The 17920-nt window shown below is 59.7% G+C and carries 17 protein-coding genes and 6 tRNA genes; all 23 read right to left on the reverse strand.

The genetic code is table 11. From position 1 onward, the window contains the following. Positions 1-63: 63 nt before the first annotated feature. The 23 genes from H4Q31_RS18825 to H4Q31_RS18935 all read right to left on the reverse strand — a co-directional run bounded on the left by H4Q31_RS18825 (position 64) and on the right by H4Q31_RS18935 (position 17820). Entirely contained in the window at positions 64-1812 is a 1749-nt protein-coding gene (locus H4Q31_RS18825) for a tetratricopeptide repeat protein (protein ID WP_185180604.1), read from the reverse strand. Between the two features lie 158 nt (positions 1813-1970). Further along, positions 1971-2948, reverse strand: coding sequence for a ribose-phosphate diphosphokinase (locus tag H4Q31_RS18830; RefSeq protein WP_245347489.1), 978 nt, complete (start codon positions 2946-2948; stop codon positions 1971-1973). Between the two features lie 95 nt (positions 2949-3043). After that, entirely contained in the window at positions 3044-3703 is a 660-nt protein-coding gene (gene hisIE, locus H4Q31_RS18835; RefSeq protein ID WP_185180605.1) for a bifunctional phosphoribosyl-AMP cyclohydrolase/phosphoribosyl-ATP diphosphatase HisIE, read from the reverse strand. Further along, the gene (hisF, locus tag H4Q31_RS18840; RefSeq protein ID WP_185180606.1) at positions 3700-4458 is read right to left on the reverse strand and encodes an imidazole glycerol phosphate synthase subunit HisF; all 759 of its coding nucleotides are present in this window, start codon (positions 4456-4458) and stop codon (positions 3700-3702) included. The genes hisIE and hisF overlap by 4 nt, the downstream gene beginning before the upstream one ends. A 13-nt stretch (positions 4459-4471) precedes the next feature. Continuing rightward, a complete protein-coding gene (hisA, locus tag H4Q31_RS18845; protein ID WP_185180607.1) occupies positions 4472-5239 on the reverse strand; it encodes a phosphoribosylformimino-5-aminoimidazole carboxamide ribotide isomerase in 768 nt (255 codons plus the stop codon). A gap of 61 nt (positions 5240-5300) precedes the next feature. Next, positions 5301-5924 (reverse strand): imidazole glycerol phosphate synthase subunit HisH, encoded by a 624-nt coding sequence (gene hisH / locus H4Q31_RS18850; protein WP_185180608.1) that lies wholly within the window; start codon positions 5922-5924, stop codon positions 5301-5303. 1 nt (position 5925) lies between these two features. Next, positions 5926-6534 (reverse strand): imidazoleglycerol-phosphate dehydratase HisB, encoded by a 609-nt coding sequence (gene hisB / locus H4Q31_RS18855; RefSeq protein WP_185180609.1) that lies wholly within the window; start codon positions 6532-6534, stop codon positions 5926-5928. Next, positions 6531-7820: a histidinol dehydrogenase gene (hisD, locus tag H4Q31_RS18860; protein ID WP_185180610.1), complete on the reverse strand. Its 1290-nt coding sequence runs from the start codon at positions 7818-7820 to the stop codon at positions 6531-6533. Before hisD ends, hisB begins: the two co-directional genes overlap by 4 nt. 230 nt (positions 7821-8050) lie before the next feature. Further along, on the reverse strand, positions 8051-8719 hold the full coding sequence (hisG, locus tag H4Q31_RS18865; RefSeq protein ID WP_245347490.1) for an ATP phosphoribosyltransferase: 669 nt from the start codon (positions 8717-8719) through the stop codon (positions 8051-8053). Further along, entirely contained in the window at positions 8716-9942 is a 1227-nt protein-coding gene (locus H4Q31_RS18870; protein WP_185180611.1) for an ATP phosphoribosyltransferase regulatory subunit, read from the reverse strand. The genes hisG and H4Q31_RS18870 overlap by 4 nt, the downstream gene beginning before the upstream one ends. Before the next feature lie 361 nt (positions 9943-10303). Next, positions 10304-10786, reverse strand: a complete 483-nt coding sequence (locus tag H4Q31_RS18875; RefSeq protein WP_185180612.1) for an acyltransferase — start codon at positions 10784-10786, stop codon at positions 10304-10306. Positions 10787-10790: 4 nt separating this feature from the next. Then, entirely contained in the window at positions 10791-11447 is a 657-nt protein-coding gene (gene ppaX / locus H4Q31_RS18880; protein WP_185180613.1) for a pyrophosphatase PpaX, read from the reverse strand. A gap of 45 nt (positions 11448-11492) precedes the next feature. After that, positions 11493-12509 carry a prolipoprotein diacylglyceryl transferase gene (lgt, locus tag H4Q31_RS18885; RefSeq protein ID WP_185180614.1) on the reverse strand — a complete coding sequence of 339 codons (1017 nt, stop codon included), beginning with the start codon at positions 12507-12509 and terminating at the stop codon, positions 11493-11495. 51 nt (positions 12510-12560) lie between these two features. Continuing rightward, positions 12561-13493, reverse strand: a complete 933-nt coding sequence (gene hprK / locus H4Q31_RS18890) for an HPr(Ser) kinase/phosphatase (protein ID WP_185180615.1) — start codon at positions 13491-13493, stop codon at positions 12561-12563. Between the two features lie 162 nt (positions 13494-13655). Beyond that, a complete protein-coding gene (locus H4Q31_RS18895; RefSeq protein ID WP_185180616.1) occupies positions 13656-14777 on the reverse strand; it encodes an ABC transporter ATP-binding protein in 1122 nt (373 codons plus the stop codon). A 90-nt stretch (positions 14778-14867) separates the two neighbouring features. Beyond that, positions 14868-15962: a PucR family transcriptional regulator gene (locus tag H4Q31_RS18900; RefSeq protein ID WP_185180617.1), complete on the reverse strand. Its 1095-nt coding sequence runs from the start codon at positions 15960-15962 to the stop codon at positions 14868-14870. A 74-nt stretch (positions 15963-16036) separates the two neighbouring features. Beyond that, the gene (locus H4Q31_RS18905) at positions 16037-16984 is read right to left on the reverse strand and encodes an MraY family glycosyltransferase (RefSeq protein ID WP_185180618.1); all 948 of its coding nucleotides are present in this window, start codon (positions 16982-16984) and stop codon (positions 16037-16039) included. Positions 16985-17136: 152 nt separating this feature from the next. Continuing rightward, positions 17137-17212, reverse strand: a tRNA-Lys gene (locus H4Q31_RS18910). Positions 17213-17281: 69 nt separating this feature from the next. Further along, positions 17282-17365: transfer RNA gene (locus H4Q31_RS18915), tRNA-Tyr, on the reverse strand. Positions 17366-17422: 57 nt separating this feature from the next. Next, a tRNA-Phe gene (locus H4Q31_RS18920) sits at positions 17423-17498 on the reverse strand. Positions 17499-17533: 35 nt separating this feature from the next. Further along, positions 17534-17610 (reverse strand) — tRNA-Asp (locus H4Q31_RS18925). A 37-nt stretch (positions 17611-17647) separates the two neighbouring features. After that, a tRNA-Val gene (locus H4Q31_RS18930) sits at positions 17648-17723 on the reverse strand. A 20-nt stretch (positions 17724-17743) separates the two neighbouring features. After that, positions 17744-17820: transfer RNA gene (locus H4Q31_RS18935), tRNA-Met, on the reverse strand. Positions 17821-17920: the final 100 nt, after the last annotated feature.

Consider the following 17920-nt stretch of genomic DNA (forward strand, 5'->3'; position numbering starts at 1 on the left):
CAGTTCCTCCTCAAGCCTATATCATCGAAGTTCGCGTGTTTAACTACATTATCAACCTTGCGGTTAATTCTCCGGATACGCCGACAGCTTCATCGACAGCTCCAGCTTCTCGCGTATGCCGCATACTTCGTCGATCCGGTTCGCATATCGGCTGATGCTCGCCTGCGAAGCTTCGTACCGGCTCACCAAGTCGGCGTACGTAATGATTCGGCGATGCATCTTCGCCGTCCAATATTCGAGCGCAGCCGCCCATCCAGCTGCATTGTGAAGCTTCGGAACGTTCGGGTAGACGCGGGACAGATAATCGACCCACAGCGTCATCAAGTCATGCTGCTGCACGACGTCGTAACGTTCTGCCATCTGCTCCATCGCGATCTCCAGCACCGATTGCCAAGCGCTGTCCCAGACGGGCAGTCTGGCCGACTTGCGGCGCGGCTCCAGCGTCAGCATGCGTCCGCCGAACGCGACGTTCAGCGGATCCTGGATCCCGATCGAACGGAGCACGAGCACCGCCACCCGCTTCAGCTCGTCCTCCTCCTCCGGATCGGCGAGGAACCCTTTGAGCGCTTCGATGACTTCATCGTCTGCGACCAAGCCGAGCGCTTGAATCACCTGCATCTTCGTGCGGCGGTCGCCGTGGCGAAGCGCCCAGAAGAACGAAGAGCGAATGAGCGGATCCTGCTTCATCTCGCCCGGCACCAGCTCCGGCGATTGCTCCCACTTGCGGAACTGCTCGTCGAACGGCAAGTGGTAATGATAATGCGCAGGAGGAGAGCACTCGCCTTCTCTCATGAGCGCAAGCCTCTTCAGATAGAACGGCGGCACCTCCGACTGCGAATCCAACCGCTGCGCTTGAAGCCAATAGCGCTCAGCATCGTCGTAGCGCCCGATATTAGCGGCGGCCACGGCGGCGAAGTGGTGCAGGCTGGGCTCGCCAGACAGCTCGCCCGTGCGCAGCAGCCGGCGGAAGTGGCGGTACGCTCCCTCATGTTCGCCGACGATGCCGAGTGTCGTGGCCAGCTTGAAGACATGCTCCGGATGGAACGGGATCGTCTTCCGCAGCAGCTCGAGGAGCCCGTTGAGCTCCGGGGATTGATTGGAATGCTGGTAGAAGATCGCCAGATTGCACAGCGCGTGCAGGTTGCCCGGCTCCGCCTCGAGTACGGCGGAGATCGTCTGGATCGACTTATCGAACAGTCCCATATAGTAGTATGCCAATCCCAAATTGTTGCGCGCCGCGAGAAAGTCCGGCTGCCGCTCGATAATTTCTTCCAGAATGCGCACCGCCTCCGCGAATCGGCCCGCTTCCAGCAGCTCCCTTGCTTTGTCATGCGCGTAGACGTTCTCTTTGGACTTGATCGTCGACAGCTTCGTCGGCCGATTCAGCTCGTAATGGAGCAGATCGAGCAGTTCGTCCGCTTCGTCCAGGAATTGCCCTTCTGCATCCGTCTCGAGGTAGCGCACCAAGGCGTCCTCTGCCGCTTCGTACAATTCCATATTCGCGTAGTTGTTCGCCAGATAGTAATAGCATTCCGTCATCGCCGGATCAATCCGGTCCAGCACCGAACGGAGCACGTCGTTGGACTCCTCATAGCGGCCCATCTCCGACAGGATGCCGGCCATGTTGCAATGGTTCACCGGGTTGTCCGGTTCATACTCGACCGCGCGGCGGAAGTACTTCAGTGCCTTGTCGTAATGGAACCGATCCAGCGATTGGACAGCTCTCTCGAAGAAGAAAGTGGCGTCCAGCGAGAAAGGAATCACTTTCGGCCGTTTAGTGTTCGCCGCCTGCTTGCGCTTGCGCGGATTCATAGGCAAGGCACCTCCCCGGTTGTCGTCTCATTCCTTGTTCCTGCCTAAACTTCCGGCCTCTATGCCGGATACGTCAACCCGATTATACCACAGCGTTCGCAACCATAAAACAAAAACGCCGCTTGAGCGGCGTTCGCCTCAAGCGGCGCAGGGGACGTCTACACCCCTTTGTTCTTAAACAGCGTGCTGATCGATCCGCCTTCCATGATGATGCGGATCGCTTCCGCAAGCATCGGCGCGACGGACAGCAGCTTGAAGCGCGACGGCCGATCGCCCGGCAGCAGGATGGAGTCGGTCACGATAACCTCCCGAATGCTCGGATGGTCGAGCTTGCGCAGCGCATCCCCCGAGAAGAGAGGATGAGTCGCGCAGACGAACACGTCCTCCGCCCCTCGCTCCTTCAAGCTCTCGACGACATTCACGATCGTCGTGCCCGTATCGATCAGGTCTTCGATGATAATCGGCGTCTGCCCTTCCACGTCCCCGATCACATGCGTAATGACCGATTCGTTGTGCGCGGGCCGCTTCTTGATCATGATCGCGAACGGAGAATCGAGCTGGTTCGCCAGCTTCTCCGCCGTAGAGGCTCGTCCCGCGTCCGGCGAGACGACGACCGGATGGCGGATGTCCTTGGCCTTCAAGTAATCGCTGATCAGGTCCAGCGCTGTGAGGTGATCCACCGGAATGTTGAAGAATCCTTGAATCGCCGCGGCGTGCAGATCAATCGTCACGATCCGGTTCGCGCCGACCGTCGTCAGGACGTCCGCCACCATCTTCGCCGAGATCGGCTCTCGAGGCGCTGCCTTCCGCTCCTGCCGGGCATACCCGTAATACGGCAGCACGACGTTAATCGTTCGGGCGGAAGCCCGCTTCGCCGCATCGATCATGACCAGCAATTCGACGAAATACTCGTTGATCGGATGCGATAAAGATTGCACGAGGAACACGTCGCAATTGCGGATCGACTCCTCATAGTTAACGTACACTTCTCCGCTCTTGAAACGGGATAGATTAATCTTCCCGAGCGACACTCCGAGGTGATCGGCGATGTTCTCTGCCAACAACGGATTCGAGGATCCCGAGAAAATGCGAAGCTTGCTGCTGCTGTACATGCGCCCCTCCAATGGATCGGTCATTCTCGCCGGTTTACACCCTTTTTACACAATTCGACTTTATTATACATGAGATCAGCGCGTTTTCCAAAGCAAATCCAGTTCGGGACCGTGCCGGCTTATTTATCCTTCACGGGCTTCCGATGGCGGAATTCGAGCTCCTTCAGCACGTCGTCGAGCGGAATCTCTTGTTCGCGCAGCAGCACCATCAAGTGGAAGATCAGGTCGGCCGCCTCGCAGCGAATCTCCGCCTTGTCGCCGTTCTTCCCGCCGATGATGACCTCCGCCGATTCCTCGCCGATCTTCTTCAGAATCTTGTCTAGTCCCTTGTCGAAAAGGTACGTCGTATAAGAGCCCTCCGGGCGCTCGGCTTGGCGCTTCGCGATCGTCTCCTCGAGCGAGCTCAGCGGCGCGAAGCGGTCCGGCTGCGGCAGCTTATCCTGCGGCAGTTCGCCGTCCGCGTCGCGGTAGAAGCAGCTGTACGCGCCGGTATGGCAAGCCGCGCCGTTCTGCCGCACCTGCACGAGCAGCGTATCCCCGTCGCAATCGTAGCGCAGCGATTCGATCTGCTGCGTATGGCCGCTCGTCCCACCCTTGTGCCACAGCTCGCTCCGCGATCGGCTCCAGAACCACGTCTCGCCGCTCTCGAGCGACTTCTGCAGCGATTCCCGGTTCATATAGGCCAGCATCAGCACTTCCTTGCTGACCGCGTCTTGTACGATGGCGGGCACGAGCCCGTCGTCATTCCATTTGATTTGCTCCGCGATCGGTTGCGTCATCTTACGTTCACTCCTTGCTCTCTCAGCAGGTTCTTGACCTCCCGGATCGTCACTTCTTTGTAGTGGAAAATGCTTGCGGCAAGCGCCGCGTCGGCCTGGCCTTCACGGAACGCCTCGGCGAAATGCGCTGCATTGCCAGCGCCGCCCGATGCGATGACGGGAATGCCGACTGCGCTCGACACCGCGCGAGTCAGCGCGAGGTCGAAGCCGTCCTTCGTGCCGTCCGCGTCCATGCTCGTCAGCAGCAGCTCGCCCGCGCCGCGGCGCTCGGCTTCCTTCGCCCACTCCAGCGCCTTGATGCCCGTCGGGTTCCGGCCGCCGTGGGTGAACACTTCCCATTCGCCCCACTCGGCGTTGAACCGCGCGTCGATGGCGACGACGATGCACTGCGAGCCGAAGATCCGCGCCCCTTCCGTGATCAGGTCCGGATTCCGAATAGCCGCCGTATTAATGCCGGTCTTGTCCGCGCCCGCGCGCAACAGCCGCTTCATGTCGTCCGTGGACGAGATGCCCCCGCCGACGGTGAACGGGATCGTAATCTCGCCCGCCGTGCGCCGCACGACCTCGATCATCGTGGCGCGCCCCTCGACCGAAGCCGAGATGTCGAGGAACACGAGCTCGTCCGCCCCCTCGCGGTCATAGAGGGCGGCCAGCTCGACCGGATCGCCGGCGTCGCGCAGATTGACGAAGTTGACGCCCTTCACGACGCGGCCGTCCTTGACGTCCAGGCAGGGAATGACTCTTTTGGCTAACATATAGGTCCTCCTTCTATCGCGGCAGCGGCGGATTGCAATAGTCCACGACTTCGCGATAAGGCAGCGTTCCGCCGAAGATGTCGAGCGCGCTGCCGATCGTAATGTCCAGCTTGCCGCCGGTCAGCTCGCGGAACCGCGCCAAGTCGCCAATCGAGCGAGCGCCTCCCGCGTAGGTCGCCGGTATGCGCGCCCACTCGGCCAGCTTCGCCGCGAGCTTCTCCTGCACGCCTTCCCGCTTCCCCTCAACGTCGACCGCATGGATCAGGAACTCGTCGCAATATTGTTCGAGCTCCCGCACCGTGCGCTCGTTCACTTCCAGGTCGCTGAACGTCGTCCATTGGTTCGTCACGACGTACCACTTGCCGTCCCGCTCCTTGCAGCTCAGATCGAGCACAAGGCGCTCCTTGCCGGCTTCGGAGGCGATCCGCCGCAGATTATCCAGGTGCAGCTGCCCGTCGCGGAAGACGTACGATGTGACGATGACGTGCGACGCCCCTGCGCCCAGGTACTCCGCCGCGTTCTCGGCCGTGATGCCGCCGCCGATCTGCAAGCCTCCAGGGTATGCGCGAAGCGCGGACAGCGCCGCGTCCCGGTTGCCGCCGCCGAGCATGATGATGTGCCCGCCGGTCAGCCCGTCCTCCCGGTATAGGGAGGCGTAATAGGCTGCGTCGCGCTCGGAGACGAAGTTCTCTATAACTTTCGAGGCGTCCGCTTGCAGCGTCTCGCCGACGATCTGCTTCACTTTGCCTTGGTGAATATCGATGCAAGGTCTGAATCGCAAGGCTCTCAGCCCTTCTTCCATTTTCTAGTGAAGCCTGGCCATGGCAGCACGCTCCTCGTCTCTATGCGCGTGCCGCCGCCGCTTGATCCACCAATGCGGCGAAGCGGCCGAGAAGCGCCATGCCGAGCTCTCCGCTTTTCTCCGGGTGGAACTGCATGCCGTACACTGAGCCGCGCCCGACGATCGCCGTCACCGGACGGTGATAGTCCGTCGTCGCGAGCAGATCCTCGCGCCGCTCCGGCAGCGCGTGATAGGAATGCACGAAGTAGACGTGTCCCGGCTCAAGCCCTTCGAACAGCGGGCTTGGCTGCGTGAAGCTCAGCTCATTCCAGCCCATATGGGGCACCTTGAAGCTGCCTTGGAACCGCACGACGCGCCCCGGCAGCAGCCCGAGCCCTTCGTGCTTGCCATGCTCTTCGCTCTCGTCGAACAACAGCTGCATGCCCAGGCAGATGCCCAGCAGCGGCTTGCCCGACGCAGCGTACTGCTTCACGACGGCATCCAGCCCCGTGTCGCGCAGATTGCTCATCGCGTCCCCGAATGCGCCAACGCCCGGCAGGATCGCCCCGTCCGCCGCCAGAATCTCCTCCGGCTTCGACGTGACGGCCGCCTCGCAGCCGAGCCGCTCCAGCGCTTTGCCCACGCTGTGCAAGTTGCCCATGCCGTAATCGATGATCGCGATCATCTTACAGCACTCCCTTCGTGGAGGGCACGCCTTTCACGCGGGGGTCGATCGCCGTCGCCTCGTCAATCGCACGTCCAAGCGCTTTGAATACCGCCTCAATCATATGGTGCGTATTGCGCCCATAGTGCACGATGACGTGCAGCGTAATCCGCGCTTCGAGCGCGAACTTCCACAGGAACTCATGCACGAGCTCCGTGCTGAAGCTGCCGACCTGCGCCGACGGATACTCCGCCCGGTATTCGAAGTGCGGCCGGTTGCTCACGTCGATGACGACCTGCGCCAGCGCTTCGTCCATCGGCACGAACACGCTTGCGTAACGCTTGATGCCGGCCTTGTCGCCCAGCGCCTCGCGCAGCGTCTGGCCGAGACAGATGCCGATATCCTCCACCGTGTGGTGGTCGTCGATGTCCACGTCCCCGCGCGCTTCCACGGTCAGATCGAACTGTCCGTGCTTGGCGAACAGGTCCAGCATATGATTCAGGAAGGGTACATCCGTCTCGATGTTCACCGAGCCCGTACCGTCCAAGCCGAAGCTCAGCTTGATATCCGTCTCATTCGTCTTCCGGGCGACTTCGGCCATACGGCTGCCCGCGCCTGCTGCTTGCGTCATTGCGCTTCTCCACCTTCCAATCGGATCTCAACCGCTCTCGCGTGGGCCTCCAGCCCTTCGTGCCTAGCCAGCGTGGCGATACCCGCCGCGTCCCGCAGCAGCGCCTCCCGGCTGTACCGGATCAAGCTCGACTTCTTCAAGAAGTCGTCCACGTTCAGCGGCGAAGAGAACCGTGCAGTTCCATTCGTCGGCAAAATGTGGTTGGGTCCGGCGAAGTAATCGCCCACCGGTTCAGAGCTATACGCGCCGAGGAAGATGGCGCCCGCATTCTCGATGCCCCCGAGCAGCGCCAGCGGGTCCTCGGTGATCACTTCCAAGTGCTCCGGCGCGAGCTTATTCACGACCGACACGCCTTCGGCCAGGTCGGCTACCGTCAGAATCGCGCCGTACATCTCCAGCGACGCCCGCGCGATATCGACGCGCGGCAGCGTCGCCACTTGGCGCTCCAGCTCGGCTGCGACCGCTTGCGCCAGCTTGCGGGATGGCGTCACGAGCACCGCCGACGCCATCTCGTCATGCTCCGCCTGCGACAGCAGATCCGCGGCCACATAGCGCGGATCGGCGCTGTCGTCGGCGAGCACGACGATCTCGCTCGGCCCGGCGATGCTGTCGATGTCGACCGCGCCGAACACGGCGCGCTTCGCCAGAGCGACATAGATGTTGCCGGGCCCGCAGATCTTATCGACGGCGGGAATGCTCGCCGTCCCGTATGCCAGCGCGGCCACCGCCTGCGCGCCGCCGACCCGGTACATCTCGGTCACGCCCGCTTCCGCGGCCGCGACCAGGATGTACGGGTCGATGCCTTCCCGGCCGCCGGTAGACGGCGGCGTGACAAGCACAATCTCCGGCACGCCGGCGACCTTGGCCGGCAGCACGTTCATGAGCACCGACGACGGATACGCCGCCTTGCCGCCCGGCACATACAAGCCGACCCGCTTCAGCGGGCGGATCGCGATGCCAAGCATCGTCCCGTCGGGCTGCACATCCATCCAAGACGAACGCTTCTGCTTCTCATGGAATGTCGTGATGTTCGCCGCCGCCTGCCGCAGCGCCGTTAGAAAATCCGGCTCCACCCGATCGTAAGCCGCCGCAATCTCCTCCGGCGTTACGCGCAGCTGTGCCGGGCTCAGCTTCACCTTGTCGTGCTGCTCGGTGTACCGCAGAAGCGCCGCATCGCCTTCGCGGCGAACCGCTTCGACGATCTCCTTCACCGCCGCATTCTGCTCGGGGGAGCCGTATTCGCTCTCCCGCTCCAGCTTGAAGCCCGCTGCCGATCCTATATACATCTCCGCTTGACCTCCCTCGGCGACAGTTCCATCCTCACCGTACGCCTTTATCTCTCATGCAAACTGCTGCACCCGGTTCTTAATGAGACAAACCTTCAGCCTCGCTAATACCTCGACATGGCCATCCCGGTTACAGAGCCGCCTTAGCTGCCTCGCGACTCGTAACCCGACAATTCCGGTTTACGCAGCCGTCGTTATATGTTCATCGGGCGAACGATCATCCGCCCTAACTATCCCCGCGCCGCGATCCGCTGTCCCAGCCGGTCGCACAGCTCCTGAATCGCTTGGTTCTTCAGCCGGTAGCTGACGCGATTGGCGATCAAGCGGCTCGTCACTTGGAACAGCGTCTCCATCTCAACAAGCCCGTTCTCCTTCAGCGTCTGCCCCGTCTCGACCATATCCACGATCCGGTCGGCAAGGCCGATGAGCGGCGCCAGCTCGATCGAGCCGTTCAGCTTGATGACCTCCACCTGCTGACCGCCCTCGCGGAAGTACTGCGACGCCACGCTCGGGTACTTCGTCGCCACACGAGGATACATGACTGGCTTCCAGCCAGGCAAGCCGATCACGGACATACGGCACCTCGCGATGCCGAGATCGATGAGCTCATAGACGTCTTTGTTCTCCTCCATCAGCACATCCTTGCCAACGATGCCGATATCCGCTACACCGTATTCCACGTATGTCGGCACGTCCACCGGCTTCGCCATGATGAACTCCATGTTCGCTTCCGGCACCGGAATGATCAGCTTGCGCGAATCGTCGAAGTCCTCCGGAATCAGCAGTCCCGCCTCCCGGAACAGCTTGCTCGCTTGCTTATAGATACGCCCCTTGGGCATCGCTACCTTCAATACACTATCGCCAGCCGTCTTCTCCATCATGCGGTCATTCCCCGTCATGGCCGCGCCTCCTCTCCGACTCCGTACACGAGCAGGCTGTCGTAATCCGCTCCCCGGTGCTCGAACGTCTCGACGCGCGCAGCCCGCTCGCGAAGTCCGCCCCACTCCGGCGATGCCGCATCCAGCGCTTCCGTCACGACGAGCAGCCCTTCCGCGCGCAGCCGCTCTGCTTCCTGCAGCGCCTCCCGCCTTTGCTCATGCGTGTAGACGATTAGCGTCCGCCCGCCTTCTGCCGGCGTATCATCCTCCGCCACTTCCAGAATGCGCGTCGTCTTGAGCGCGAAGCCCGTCGCCGCAGCCGGGCGGCCGAACTGGCTCAGCAGGTTGTCGTAGCGCCCGCCGCTGCATACCGGGAACCCGAGATGGGACGCATAGCCTTCAAAGTTAATTCCCGTATAATAGGAGAAATCCCCGATCATCGTCAGATCGATCAGCACATGCTCCTGCACGCCGTAAGCGCCCAGCACATCCCATACTTCGCACAGCTGCCGGATCGCAGCCTGCGCTTCTCGGCTGGCGCTTAAGCCAAGCGCCTGCTCGCAGACCTCCGCTCCTCCGCGGAGACGAAGAATACCCTCCAGCTCCGAGCGCACTTGGTCATCCAGCGACAGCCGACTAAGCGTCTGCCGGTAGCCGACGTGATCCCGTTGAAGCAAGCACTCCTTCAACGCTTCCTGCTCCTCAGTCCGGCCGGGCAGCGCTTCTTGGAACAATCCGTTCAGGAACCCGACATGCCCGACCGCCACTTTGAACGCCGGAACACCGGCAGCCCGCAGCGAAGCGATCGCCAGCGCGATCACTTCGGCATCGGCTTCCGAAGAAGAATCCCCGATTAACTCCACACCCGTCTGGAAGAACTCCGCATCCCGTCCCGCCTCGTCCTCGAAGGCGCGGAACACGCCGGCGTGATAGCTGAGCCGCAACGGGAACGGCCGCTCCTTCAGCAGCGATGCCGCTACTCGCGCGATCGGCGAAGTCATCTCCGAGCGAAGCACGATGGTCGTGCCGCGCGGATCGAGCAGCTTGAACAGCTTCTGATCGGACGTGGAGCTGGCAACGCCGACCGTATCGTAATATTCCATCGTCGGGGTGATGATCTGCTCATAGCCCCAGCGCCGCATGCAGTCCAGCACATTCTGCTCGATGCGCCTAAGCTTGGCTACCGCGTTCGGCAGATAATCCCTGACCCCGATCGGCTTCTCAAATACTTTTGGCTTCGACACAACAATACCTCGATTCTGATCTATATCTTTAGTGCTTTAAAGTTCTAACATGTTACCATACTGCCAAAATAAAGGATACTATGTACTTTAGCACGATTGCCCCGGAGCGTCAACCCGACGGCGGTGCCTTGCATCCGGCTCTTCCCGCGATGGCGGGAACGTCCCGCGCTCCGCGCCGGCGATCTGCCCTAGCGAATCCGATGGCCCCTCTCATCACATTTCGCTTCCCCGAAGCCAAATAGCCGAGTTGGACCCCAAGCAGCTTGAACGCCCGGCCATGCGGCCGTTCGCCCTCCTCGCCTCTCATCCAACTCGGCTATCTATTCCCATCCTTGTCCCATCCAATGCCGCACGCGCCGCTTCAGTCCGACCCTAATTCGCGAAGCGGATTGCCGCCTACCCGCGCATTCGCCGGCACATCGCGGTGAACGACCGAACCGGCCGCTACGACCGCGCCGTCGCCGATCGTGACGCCCGGCAGAATCGTCACATTCGCCCCGATCATGACCCCGTCGCCGATATGAACATCGCCCAGACGATACTCTTGGATCAGATACTCATGCGTCAGAATCGTCGAATTGTAACCGATGATGCTGTTGCTTCCGACGGTAATCCGCTCGGGGAAGAACACGTCCACCATGACCATCAGCGCGAACGATGTCGTCTTACCGACTCTCATGCCCAGCACATGGCGGTAAATCCAATTTTTCACCCGAAGCTCCGGACAATACCGTGCCAATTGGATAAAAATAAAATTGCGGACCGCCTTCCAGCGGGATACCGTTCTGTACACTTGCCACAGCGAATTCGGCCCTTCCACCGGATACCGTTCCAGCCTTCTCACGCGTTCACTGCTCCGTTCCAATAAGGGTGAAAAGCTGCTTCATGTCGCGCAGTATATGCCTCGCTCCCGCATTCTTCAGCACCTCTTCGCCCTTCAGCGACCAGGCGACGCCGATCGGAACCGCTCCCGCACGAATCGCCGACTCGATGTCCGCCGTGCTGTCGCCGATCATCAGCGTCGCCGCGGGCTCCGAGCCAAGCGCCCGGATCGCCTTCAGCACCGGCTCTGGATGCGGCTTCGCGTGCTCGACGTCGTCCAGCGTCACGATGACGTCCATCGCGTCATAGACGCCTAGCAGCCTCAGCGCGCGCTCCGTCGAATCCCGCATCTTCGTCGTGACGACGCCAAGCTTCATCCCCTGTGCCCGAAGCTGCGGAATCGCTTCGGCGACGCCCGGGAAGAGCGATACCATCTCGTCATGCTTAGATAGATTGTAAGCGCGGTAGATCTTCATGAGATCATCGACCTCTTCGCGCCCCGAGAAGATCTGGAATTGCTGCTTCAGCGTGAGCCCCATCTTCGGGATGATGTCCTCGCGGCTGAACGTATCGGGGACGATTCCTTGCAGCGCGTGAAGGAACGACTCAATGATCAATTCGTTCGTGTCGATGATCGTGCCATCCAAATCAAACAGTACGGTTGTGATCTCTCTATTGCTCATGCCGGCATCCTATCCCCGTTCCTATATTTCTGCTCAGCCGACGCGTTAGACGCCAGCCTCTCCCGCTGCCCCGTCATCGGCGTTGCGGGCCTCGGTGTCCGCAGCTGCTGAGGAACCGCCGCCGTCCTTCGCAGACGGACCCTTCGTGCTGATGACCGGATCGGAATACCGCTCCTTGGCCATGCCCGTCTGGCGTCGAATGGCAATCACAATGAAGCTTGCAATGATGAAGACAATCGCCAGCAGCTGCGAGATGCGCACGTTGCCGTATGCCGGATCTAGATCGCCAAGCTCGAAGCCGAACCACTTCATCGGTGACCACAGCCAATTGACGAACGAGGCAAGCGTGTCCGAGCCTTTGAAGGCCAGGCTGTCCGTGCGAAGCGCTTCAATGAAGAAGCGGCCGATCGAATACCAGATCAAGTAGGCGAAGAACATCTCGCCGGCCCGCAGCCACCTCCACTGCCTGCGGATCACGAACAGGATGATGAGTCCGACCAAGCTCCACATCGACTCGTAGAAGAACGTCGGATGATGATACGTGCCGTCCACGTTCATCTGATTCACGATGAACGCGGGCAGATGAAGCGTGTGGCGCAGGAAGGACTCGTCCACCGGTCCGCCGTACGCTTCCTGATTGACATAATTGCCCCAGCGGCCGATCATCTGGCCGACCAGCAGGGACGGCGCGCAGATGTCGACGATCCGCCAGAACGAATATCCTTTATAACGAGAGTAGAAGTATCCGCAGATCAATGCGCCGAGAATGGCGCCGTAGATCGCGATGCCCCCGTTCCAGATCGCGATGATCTCTCCCGGATGCTGGCTGTAATAGTCCCATTTGAAGCCTACATAGTACAAGCGCGCGGCAATGATAGCGGAAGGCACGCCATACAGCATCAAATCCAGGAAGAAGTCAGACGTCAGCCCGAACCTCTTGCCCTCCCAGATTGCGAGCAGCAGCCCCAGCAGGGCTCCCGTTCCGATAATTAATCCGTACCAATGTACGGATATCGATCCTATCGAGAATGCGACAGGATCCAGCTTCAATAACGGCAACATCTTTATCCTCCGTCCTGCCGATCCCGGCTCTACCGAGCCGAGATCGGTCGATTATTCATAGTCTTCGTCCGCGATCGCTTCCGTCAGCTTGTTCGTGAATTGCAGCGCCGCGTTGTAGCCCATCCGCTTCAAGCGGAAGTTCATCGCAGCCACTTCCAGAATGACGGCCAAGTTCCGTCCCGGTCGAACCGGCACGGTCACGAGCGGCACTTCAGCTTCAATGATCTTCGTCGTCTCTTCATCCAGCCCGAGCCGATCGTACTGCTTCTCTTGCTGCCAGTTCTCCAGCTTGATAACGAGGCTGATCTGCTTCTGCGTCCGCACGGCGCCAGCGCCGAATAACGTCATGACGTTCAGAATCCCCAGGCCTCGAATCTCTAGCAGGTGCTGGATCAGCTCAGGCGCGCTGCCGTAGAGCAGGTTGTCCGCCGTCTGCCGAATCTCGACTGCATCGTCCGCGACGAGACGATGGCCGCGCTTCACGAGCTCCAGCGCCGTCTCGCTCTTGCCGATGCCGCTGCCGCCCGTGATCAGCATGCCGACGCCGTAAACATCGACCAATACGCCGTGAATGGTTGCAGTTGGCGCCAATTTCTTCTCGAGGAAGGTGGTGATGCGGCTGAGCAGAATCGTGGTAGCCACGGTGCTGCGCAGAACCGGGAAGCGGCGCTCATTCGCAACCTCGACCAGCTCTACAGGAACGTCCAATCCGCGTGTAATAATGATGCAAGGCGTCTCGTCCGTACAGAGCCGGGTCATACGATCCCGCCGTTCCGAAGGGGAGAGCGTCTCTAGGAACGCCAATTCCGTCTTGCCGAGAATTTGTGCCCGATCAACCGGATAATAGGCGAAATAACCCGCCACTTCTAACCCTGGACGGTTCAAGTCGTCCGTCTCGATCGTACGGCGCAGGCCATCGCCGCCAGCAACGACTTCGAGCTGGAACTGGTGAACAAGCTCGGATACTCTCACTTTTTTACCCATCACAAGGCTCCTTCCATAGTCCTATTCATCGTATCTAAAAAAAAGCAGGAAATCAACGATAACGCACCCAAGCCTCATCCGCGTCCCATCTGCACCTACCCGAGAGCGCCCAGCAATGAAAAACGCCCGGCCCAAGGCCGAGCGTCTTATAAAGGATAACGATTAGTTCTCGAGAATGTTAAGCTCCGTGTCCAAGTCGAAGACATGGATCTTGTTCATGTCGATCGCCAGCTTCACGTTCTGGCCTTCTTGCAGTCCGGAGCGGCCGTCTACGCGGGCGATGACGTTGTCTTTGCCCAGACCGTTCAGGTAGAGGAACATCTCGTGGCCGAGGTTCTCGGATACTTCGATGTTCGCATTGATGATCGACTTCGGAGAAGCTTCGATGAAGACCGGCTCTTCGTGAATGTCTTCCGGACGAACGCCCATGATGACCTCGCGGCCAACGTAGCCCTTCGCACGCAGCGCCTTCGCTTTGCCTTCCGGAACTTCAACGTCGACGCCGGTTGCCTTGAAGTGAACAGCGCCGCCAGCTTCAACCAGTTGGCCCGTAATGAAGTTCATCGCAGGAGCGCCGATGAATCCAGCTACGAACAGGTTGACCGGATGGTTGTAGAGCTCTTCCGGCGTAGCAGCTTGCTGAATGAAGCCGTCCTTCATGACGACAATGCGGTCGCCCATCGTCATAGCTTCCGTCTGGTCGTGGGTAACGTAGATGCAAGTCGTCTCCAAGCGCTTCATCAATTTGGAGATGTTAGCGCGCATTTGGGTACGCAGCTTGGCGTCCAAGTTGGAGAGCGGTTCGTCCATCAGGAACACTTGCGGTTCGCGGACGATCGCGCGGCCCAGGGCGACGCGCTGGCGCTGACCGCCGGACAGTGCCTTCGGCTTGCGGTCGAGCAGGTGCTCGATCTCGAGCGTGCGAGCCGCTTCGCGAACGCGGCGGTCGATCTCGTCCTTGCGGAATTTGCGAAGCTTAAGGCCGAATGCCATATTCTGATAAACGTTCATATGCGGATAAAGTGCGTAGGACTGGAAGACCATCGCGATGTCGCGGTCTTTCGGAGCGACGTCGTTCACGACACGGTCGCCGATGTACAGCTTGCCCTCGGAGATCTCTTCGAGACCTGCGATCATCCGGAGAGTCGTCGATTTGCCGCAGCCGGAAGGGCCTACGAGCACGAGGAACTCTTTGTCCTGAATGTCGAGGTTAAAGTCGGTAACCGAAGCTTTGTCGGCACCTGGATATTTTTTATAAACATGCTCTAAACGTACGCCTGCCATTGATATATCCCCCTAACGTTCCGTTTAAGGTACAGTGATATCTTACCGCAGAGGCATGTCGAATGACTATGCACAAAGCGTACAAAAAATTCATTTCCTTTTCGTGACTTTGTACAATAACAGCATGATTCGGACAAGAACCGCGTCGTTGAAGGAGCGAACGTCGAGCCCGGTCTCCTGCTTCAGCTTGTCCAGACGGTATAAGAGCGTGTTGCGGTGGATAAACAGCTTCTTGGCTGTCTCGCTCACGTTGCAGTCCATCGCGAAGAACGCATCCAGCGTCGAGATCGTCTCCGGCTCCGTGAACAGGTCCGGCCTTGCCGCCATCTCTTCCATGAAGCGAAGCCGCGTCCCTTCCGGTATACCGCTCAGCAGCCGCTCTAGATGGACCATCCAAGGGAGGTGAACGTGCAGCCCGGCATGGAACTTGCGTCCGAGATACATCGTGTCCCTTAGCGTCGCAACGGTCTGAACGAGGCTCTCGCTCGGAATCATCGGCAAGTCAACCGCCACATGGCACTCGCCGCCCCATTCCTCCGTCACCATCTGATGCAGCCCCGTCGCGAGTGAATGCAGCGCCTCCTTCGTCACGTCGTGGTCGACGATATCCTCCTCCGCCCCTTCAACCTCTGCCAGCAGACGGTCGGAACCAAGCACGAGCCATTCCCGCTCTCGAATCGGAATGAGCATCATCTCGTCGGAGATAAATGATCTCAGCACCTTCTCCAGCTCTGCATAGGAAGGTTCTCTCTCTTCGGCCTGCTGCTCGCTGTGAAGCAAGAACGGAATCATCCCATCAAACAATCGTCCGCCCAGTTCGAATCGCTCCGGGACCTCCGCCCTCATCTCCCCGAGCGAGAGGCTCTGATCGATCCATTCGCCTAGCCGTCTCGCCTGCCGCTCCGAATCGCTGGACCCGCCCTGCGGCCGTTGCTGGGACGGCTGAATTGCCCACTTCAGCAATTCCTGTTCAAGAGGCGTTAACGCGCTATGAATGCGGAGAACTTGCAATTCAGCCGCGCTTACGCGAACGACCAGCAGGCTCTCTTGCCGCAGCTCGATGCAGTCGCCGAGCACCGGATGCTTGGAGCCGCCGATCCGCTCCCAATCCGACAGCGTCATGGACTGGACTTCCGCGGGTGCGCCGGTCAGCAGCTGGATCCGCTGCAGTTGCGTTTTGTTCATCGCTGCACGCCCCCCATCCCTGTATTGTTATCCACATTGTAGCACAATTAGAGGATAGGAGGGGATGGCGCCCTTTAACGCAGCATCAGCAGGATGACGATAGACAGCAACGAGAACACCGCCGCAATTAGATAGAGGAAGGAGACGGTCTGAACCTGCGTGAGGCCCCATCTCATGAGGCTGTGATGCGTGTGGAGATTATCTGCCCGATGAAGCCCTTTCCCTTCAAGCAGACGGCGCGAGAACACAATAATGGTATCGAGAAAAGGAACCCCCAGCGCCAACACGGGAACGAGCAGCGAGAGGAACGTCGCTCCCTTCAGCGTACCGTTGATAGCCGTCACGGCGAGGGTGTAGCCGAGGAAGGTGGCGCCCGCGTCGCCCATGAAGATCCGCGCGGGATGGAAGTTATAGACAAGGAAGGCTAGACACGAGCCGGCCAGCGCGACGCCGATTAAGGCGGTCACATCCTGCTCGCCGATCAGAGAGGCGACGAACAGCGTGAAGGAGGAGATGACACTGACGCCGGAAGCGAGGCCGTCGATCCCGTCAATGAAGTTCAACATGTTAATCAGCGCGAATACCCATAGCAGCGTGAAGAAGGCAGCCCAGCCCGGCGAGAACAGAATCATCGCCGACCTCGAAGGCGCGGAGATGCCGGCGATCTGAATGCCGAAGGCGGATGGAATGAGCGACACCCCGATGTAGACGATCAGCCGAGGCCAGACCGGGAAGTCGCGGGCTCTCGATTTGAAGGAATCGTCGACCAAGCCGACCGCTACGAGCAGGCCCCCACCCAATGCCAGGACGCGAAGAATCGAACTGTCGCCTAGGAACAACCAAGTCGTGAGGATGACGCCCGCATAGATGGCGACGCCTCCGCTGAGCGGTATAGGCGACTGATGCACTTTGCGCTTCGTCGGACGGTCGACGAAGCCCAGCTTGAGCGCTGCGGCGCGCACGATCGGTACTATGAGGAACACAAGTACGAAGGAGAGCCCGAGCGCGTAGATGTAGATCATGGAAGATCCTCCCGGTGCAGCGGTTTGCTCCTTACTGTTCCCCAATAGATGAAAAATCACCCTGCTGACTGCAAATTGCTTCGGTTCAGCCGGGATGGTCCCAACGGACAGCAAAAAAGCGGACGCCTGCGCGTCCGCTGTCATGTCTAAACTGGTGAGCCATGAAGGACTCGAACCTTCGACACCCTGATTAAAAGTCAGGTGCTCTACCAACTGAGCTAATGGCTCGCAACAATCAGGGTCCCCGAATTGGGTTCGGTTTACACTTCAAAGCTGCGTATCATGTTGTGAAAAAAGTGGTGGAGGGTGATGGATTCGAACCACCGAACCCGAAGGAAGAGATTTACAGTCTCCCGCGTTTGGCCGCTTCGCTAACCCTCCACAGTACCCGCCGATAGGATGCTCGCGATTACGCTCGCCTATACCGGAAGAAACATATGGTGGCTCGGGACGGAATCGAACCGCCGACACGAGGATTTTCAGTCCTCTGCTCTACCAACTGAGCTACCGAGCCAAATATTATTCATGTTAATAGTTCGTGTAATGAAATGGCGGAGCCGACGGGATTCGAACCCGCGGTCTCCTGCGTGACAGGCAGGCATGTTAGGCCTCTACACCACGGCTCCGCGATATCATATAGGTTCTTCGATTATAAATCGAAGATGGTGGAGGCTGAGGGGATCGAACCCCCGACCCTCTGCTTGTAAGGCAGATGCTCTCCCAGCTGAGCTAAGCCTCCATAAGATGGACAGACGATATTGGTAGCGGCGGAGGGGATCGAACCCCCGACCTTTCGGGTATGAACCGAACGCTCTAGCCAGCTGAGCTACGCCGCCACAAACACAAGCTTGTCCAAGGAACAATCAAGGACTTGCGCCTTGATAACCGGATACGAAACGATTTGCGCTTGAAACGTTCTAACCTTACTGTGTGCTG

Origin of the sequence: Cohnella lubricantis, from assembly GCF_014212015.1 — a bacterium.
GTDB classification, from domain to species: domain Bacteria; phylum Bacillota; class Bacilli; order Paenibacillales; family Paenibacillaceae; genus Cohnella; species Cohnella lubricantis.

Bases quoted from the DNA above. Each gene is read 5' to 3' on its own strand.
- H4Q31_RS18825 (WP_185180604.1), bottom strand. From the start codon at position 1,812: ATGAATCCGCGCAAGCGCAAGCAGGCGGCGAACACTAAACGGCCGAAA.
- H4Q31_RS18830 (WP_245347489.1), bottom strand. From the start codon at position 2,948: ATGACCGATCCATTGGAGGGGCGCATGTACAGCAGCAGCAAGCTTCGC.
- hisIE (WP_185180605.1), bottom strand. From the start codon at position 3,703: ATGACGCAACCGATCGCGGAGCAAATCAAATGGAATGACGACGGGCTC.
- hisF (WP_185180606.1), bottom strand. From the start codon at position 4,458: ATGTTAGCCAAAAGAGTCATTCCCTGCCTGGACGTCAAGGACGGCCGC.
- hisH (WP_185180608.1), bottom strand. From the start codon at position 5,924: ATGATCGCGATCATCGATTACGGCATGGGCAACTTGCACAGCGTGGGC.
- hisB (WP_185180609.1), bottom strand. From the start codon at position 6,534: ATGACGCAAGCAGCAGGCGCGGGCAGCCGTATGGCCGAAGTCGCCCGG.
- hisD (WP_185180610.1), bottom strand. From the start codon at position 7,820: ATGTATATAGGATCGGCAGCGGGCTTCAAGCTGGAGCGGGAGAGCGAA.
- hisG (WP_245347490.1), bottom strand. From the start codon at position 8,719: ATGACGGGGAATGACCGCATGATGGAGAAGACGGCTGGCGATAGTGTA.
- ppaX (WP_185180613.1), bottom strand. From the start codon at position 11,447: ATGAGCAATAGAGAGATCACAACCGTACTGTTTGATTTGGATGGCACG.
- lgt (WP_185180614.1), bottom strand. From the start codon at position 12,509: ATGTTGCCGTTATTGAAGCTGGATCCTGTCGCATTCTCGATAGGATCG.
- hprK (WP_185180615.1), bottom strand. From the start codon at position 13,493: ATGGGTAAAAAAGTGAGAGTATCCGAGCTTGTTCACCAGTTCCAGCTC.
- H4Q31_RS18895 (WP_185180616.1), bottom strand. From the start codon at position 14,777: ATGGCAGGCGTACGTTTAGAGCATGTTTATAAAAAATATCCAGGTGCC.
- H4Q31_RS18900 (WP_185180617.1), bottom strand. From the start codon at position 15,962: ATGAACAAAACGCAACTGCAGCGGATCCAGCTGCTGACCGGCGCACCC.
- H4Q31_RS18905 (WP_185180618.1), bottom strand. From the start codon at position 16,984: ATGATCTACATCTACGCGCTCGGGCTCTCCTTCGTACTTGTGTTCCTC.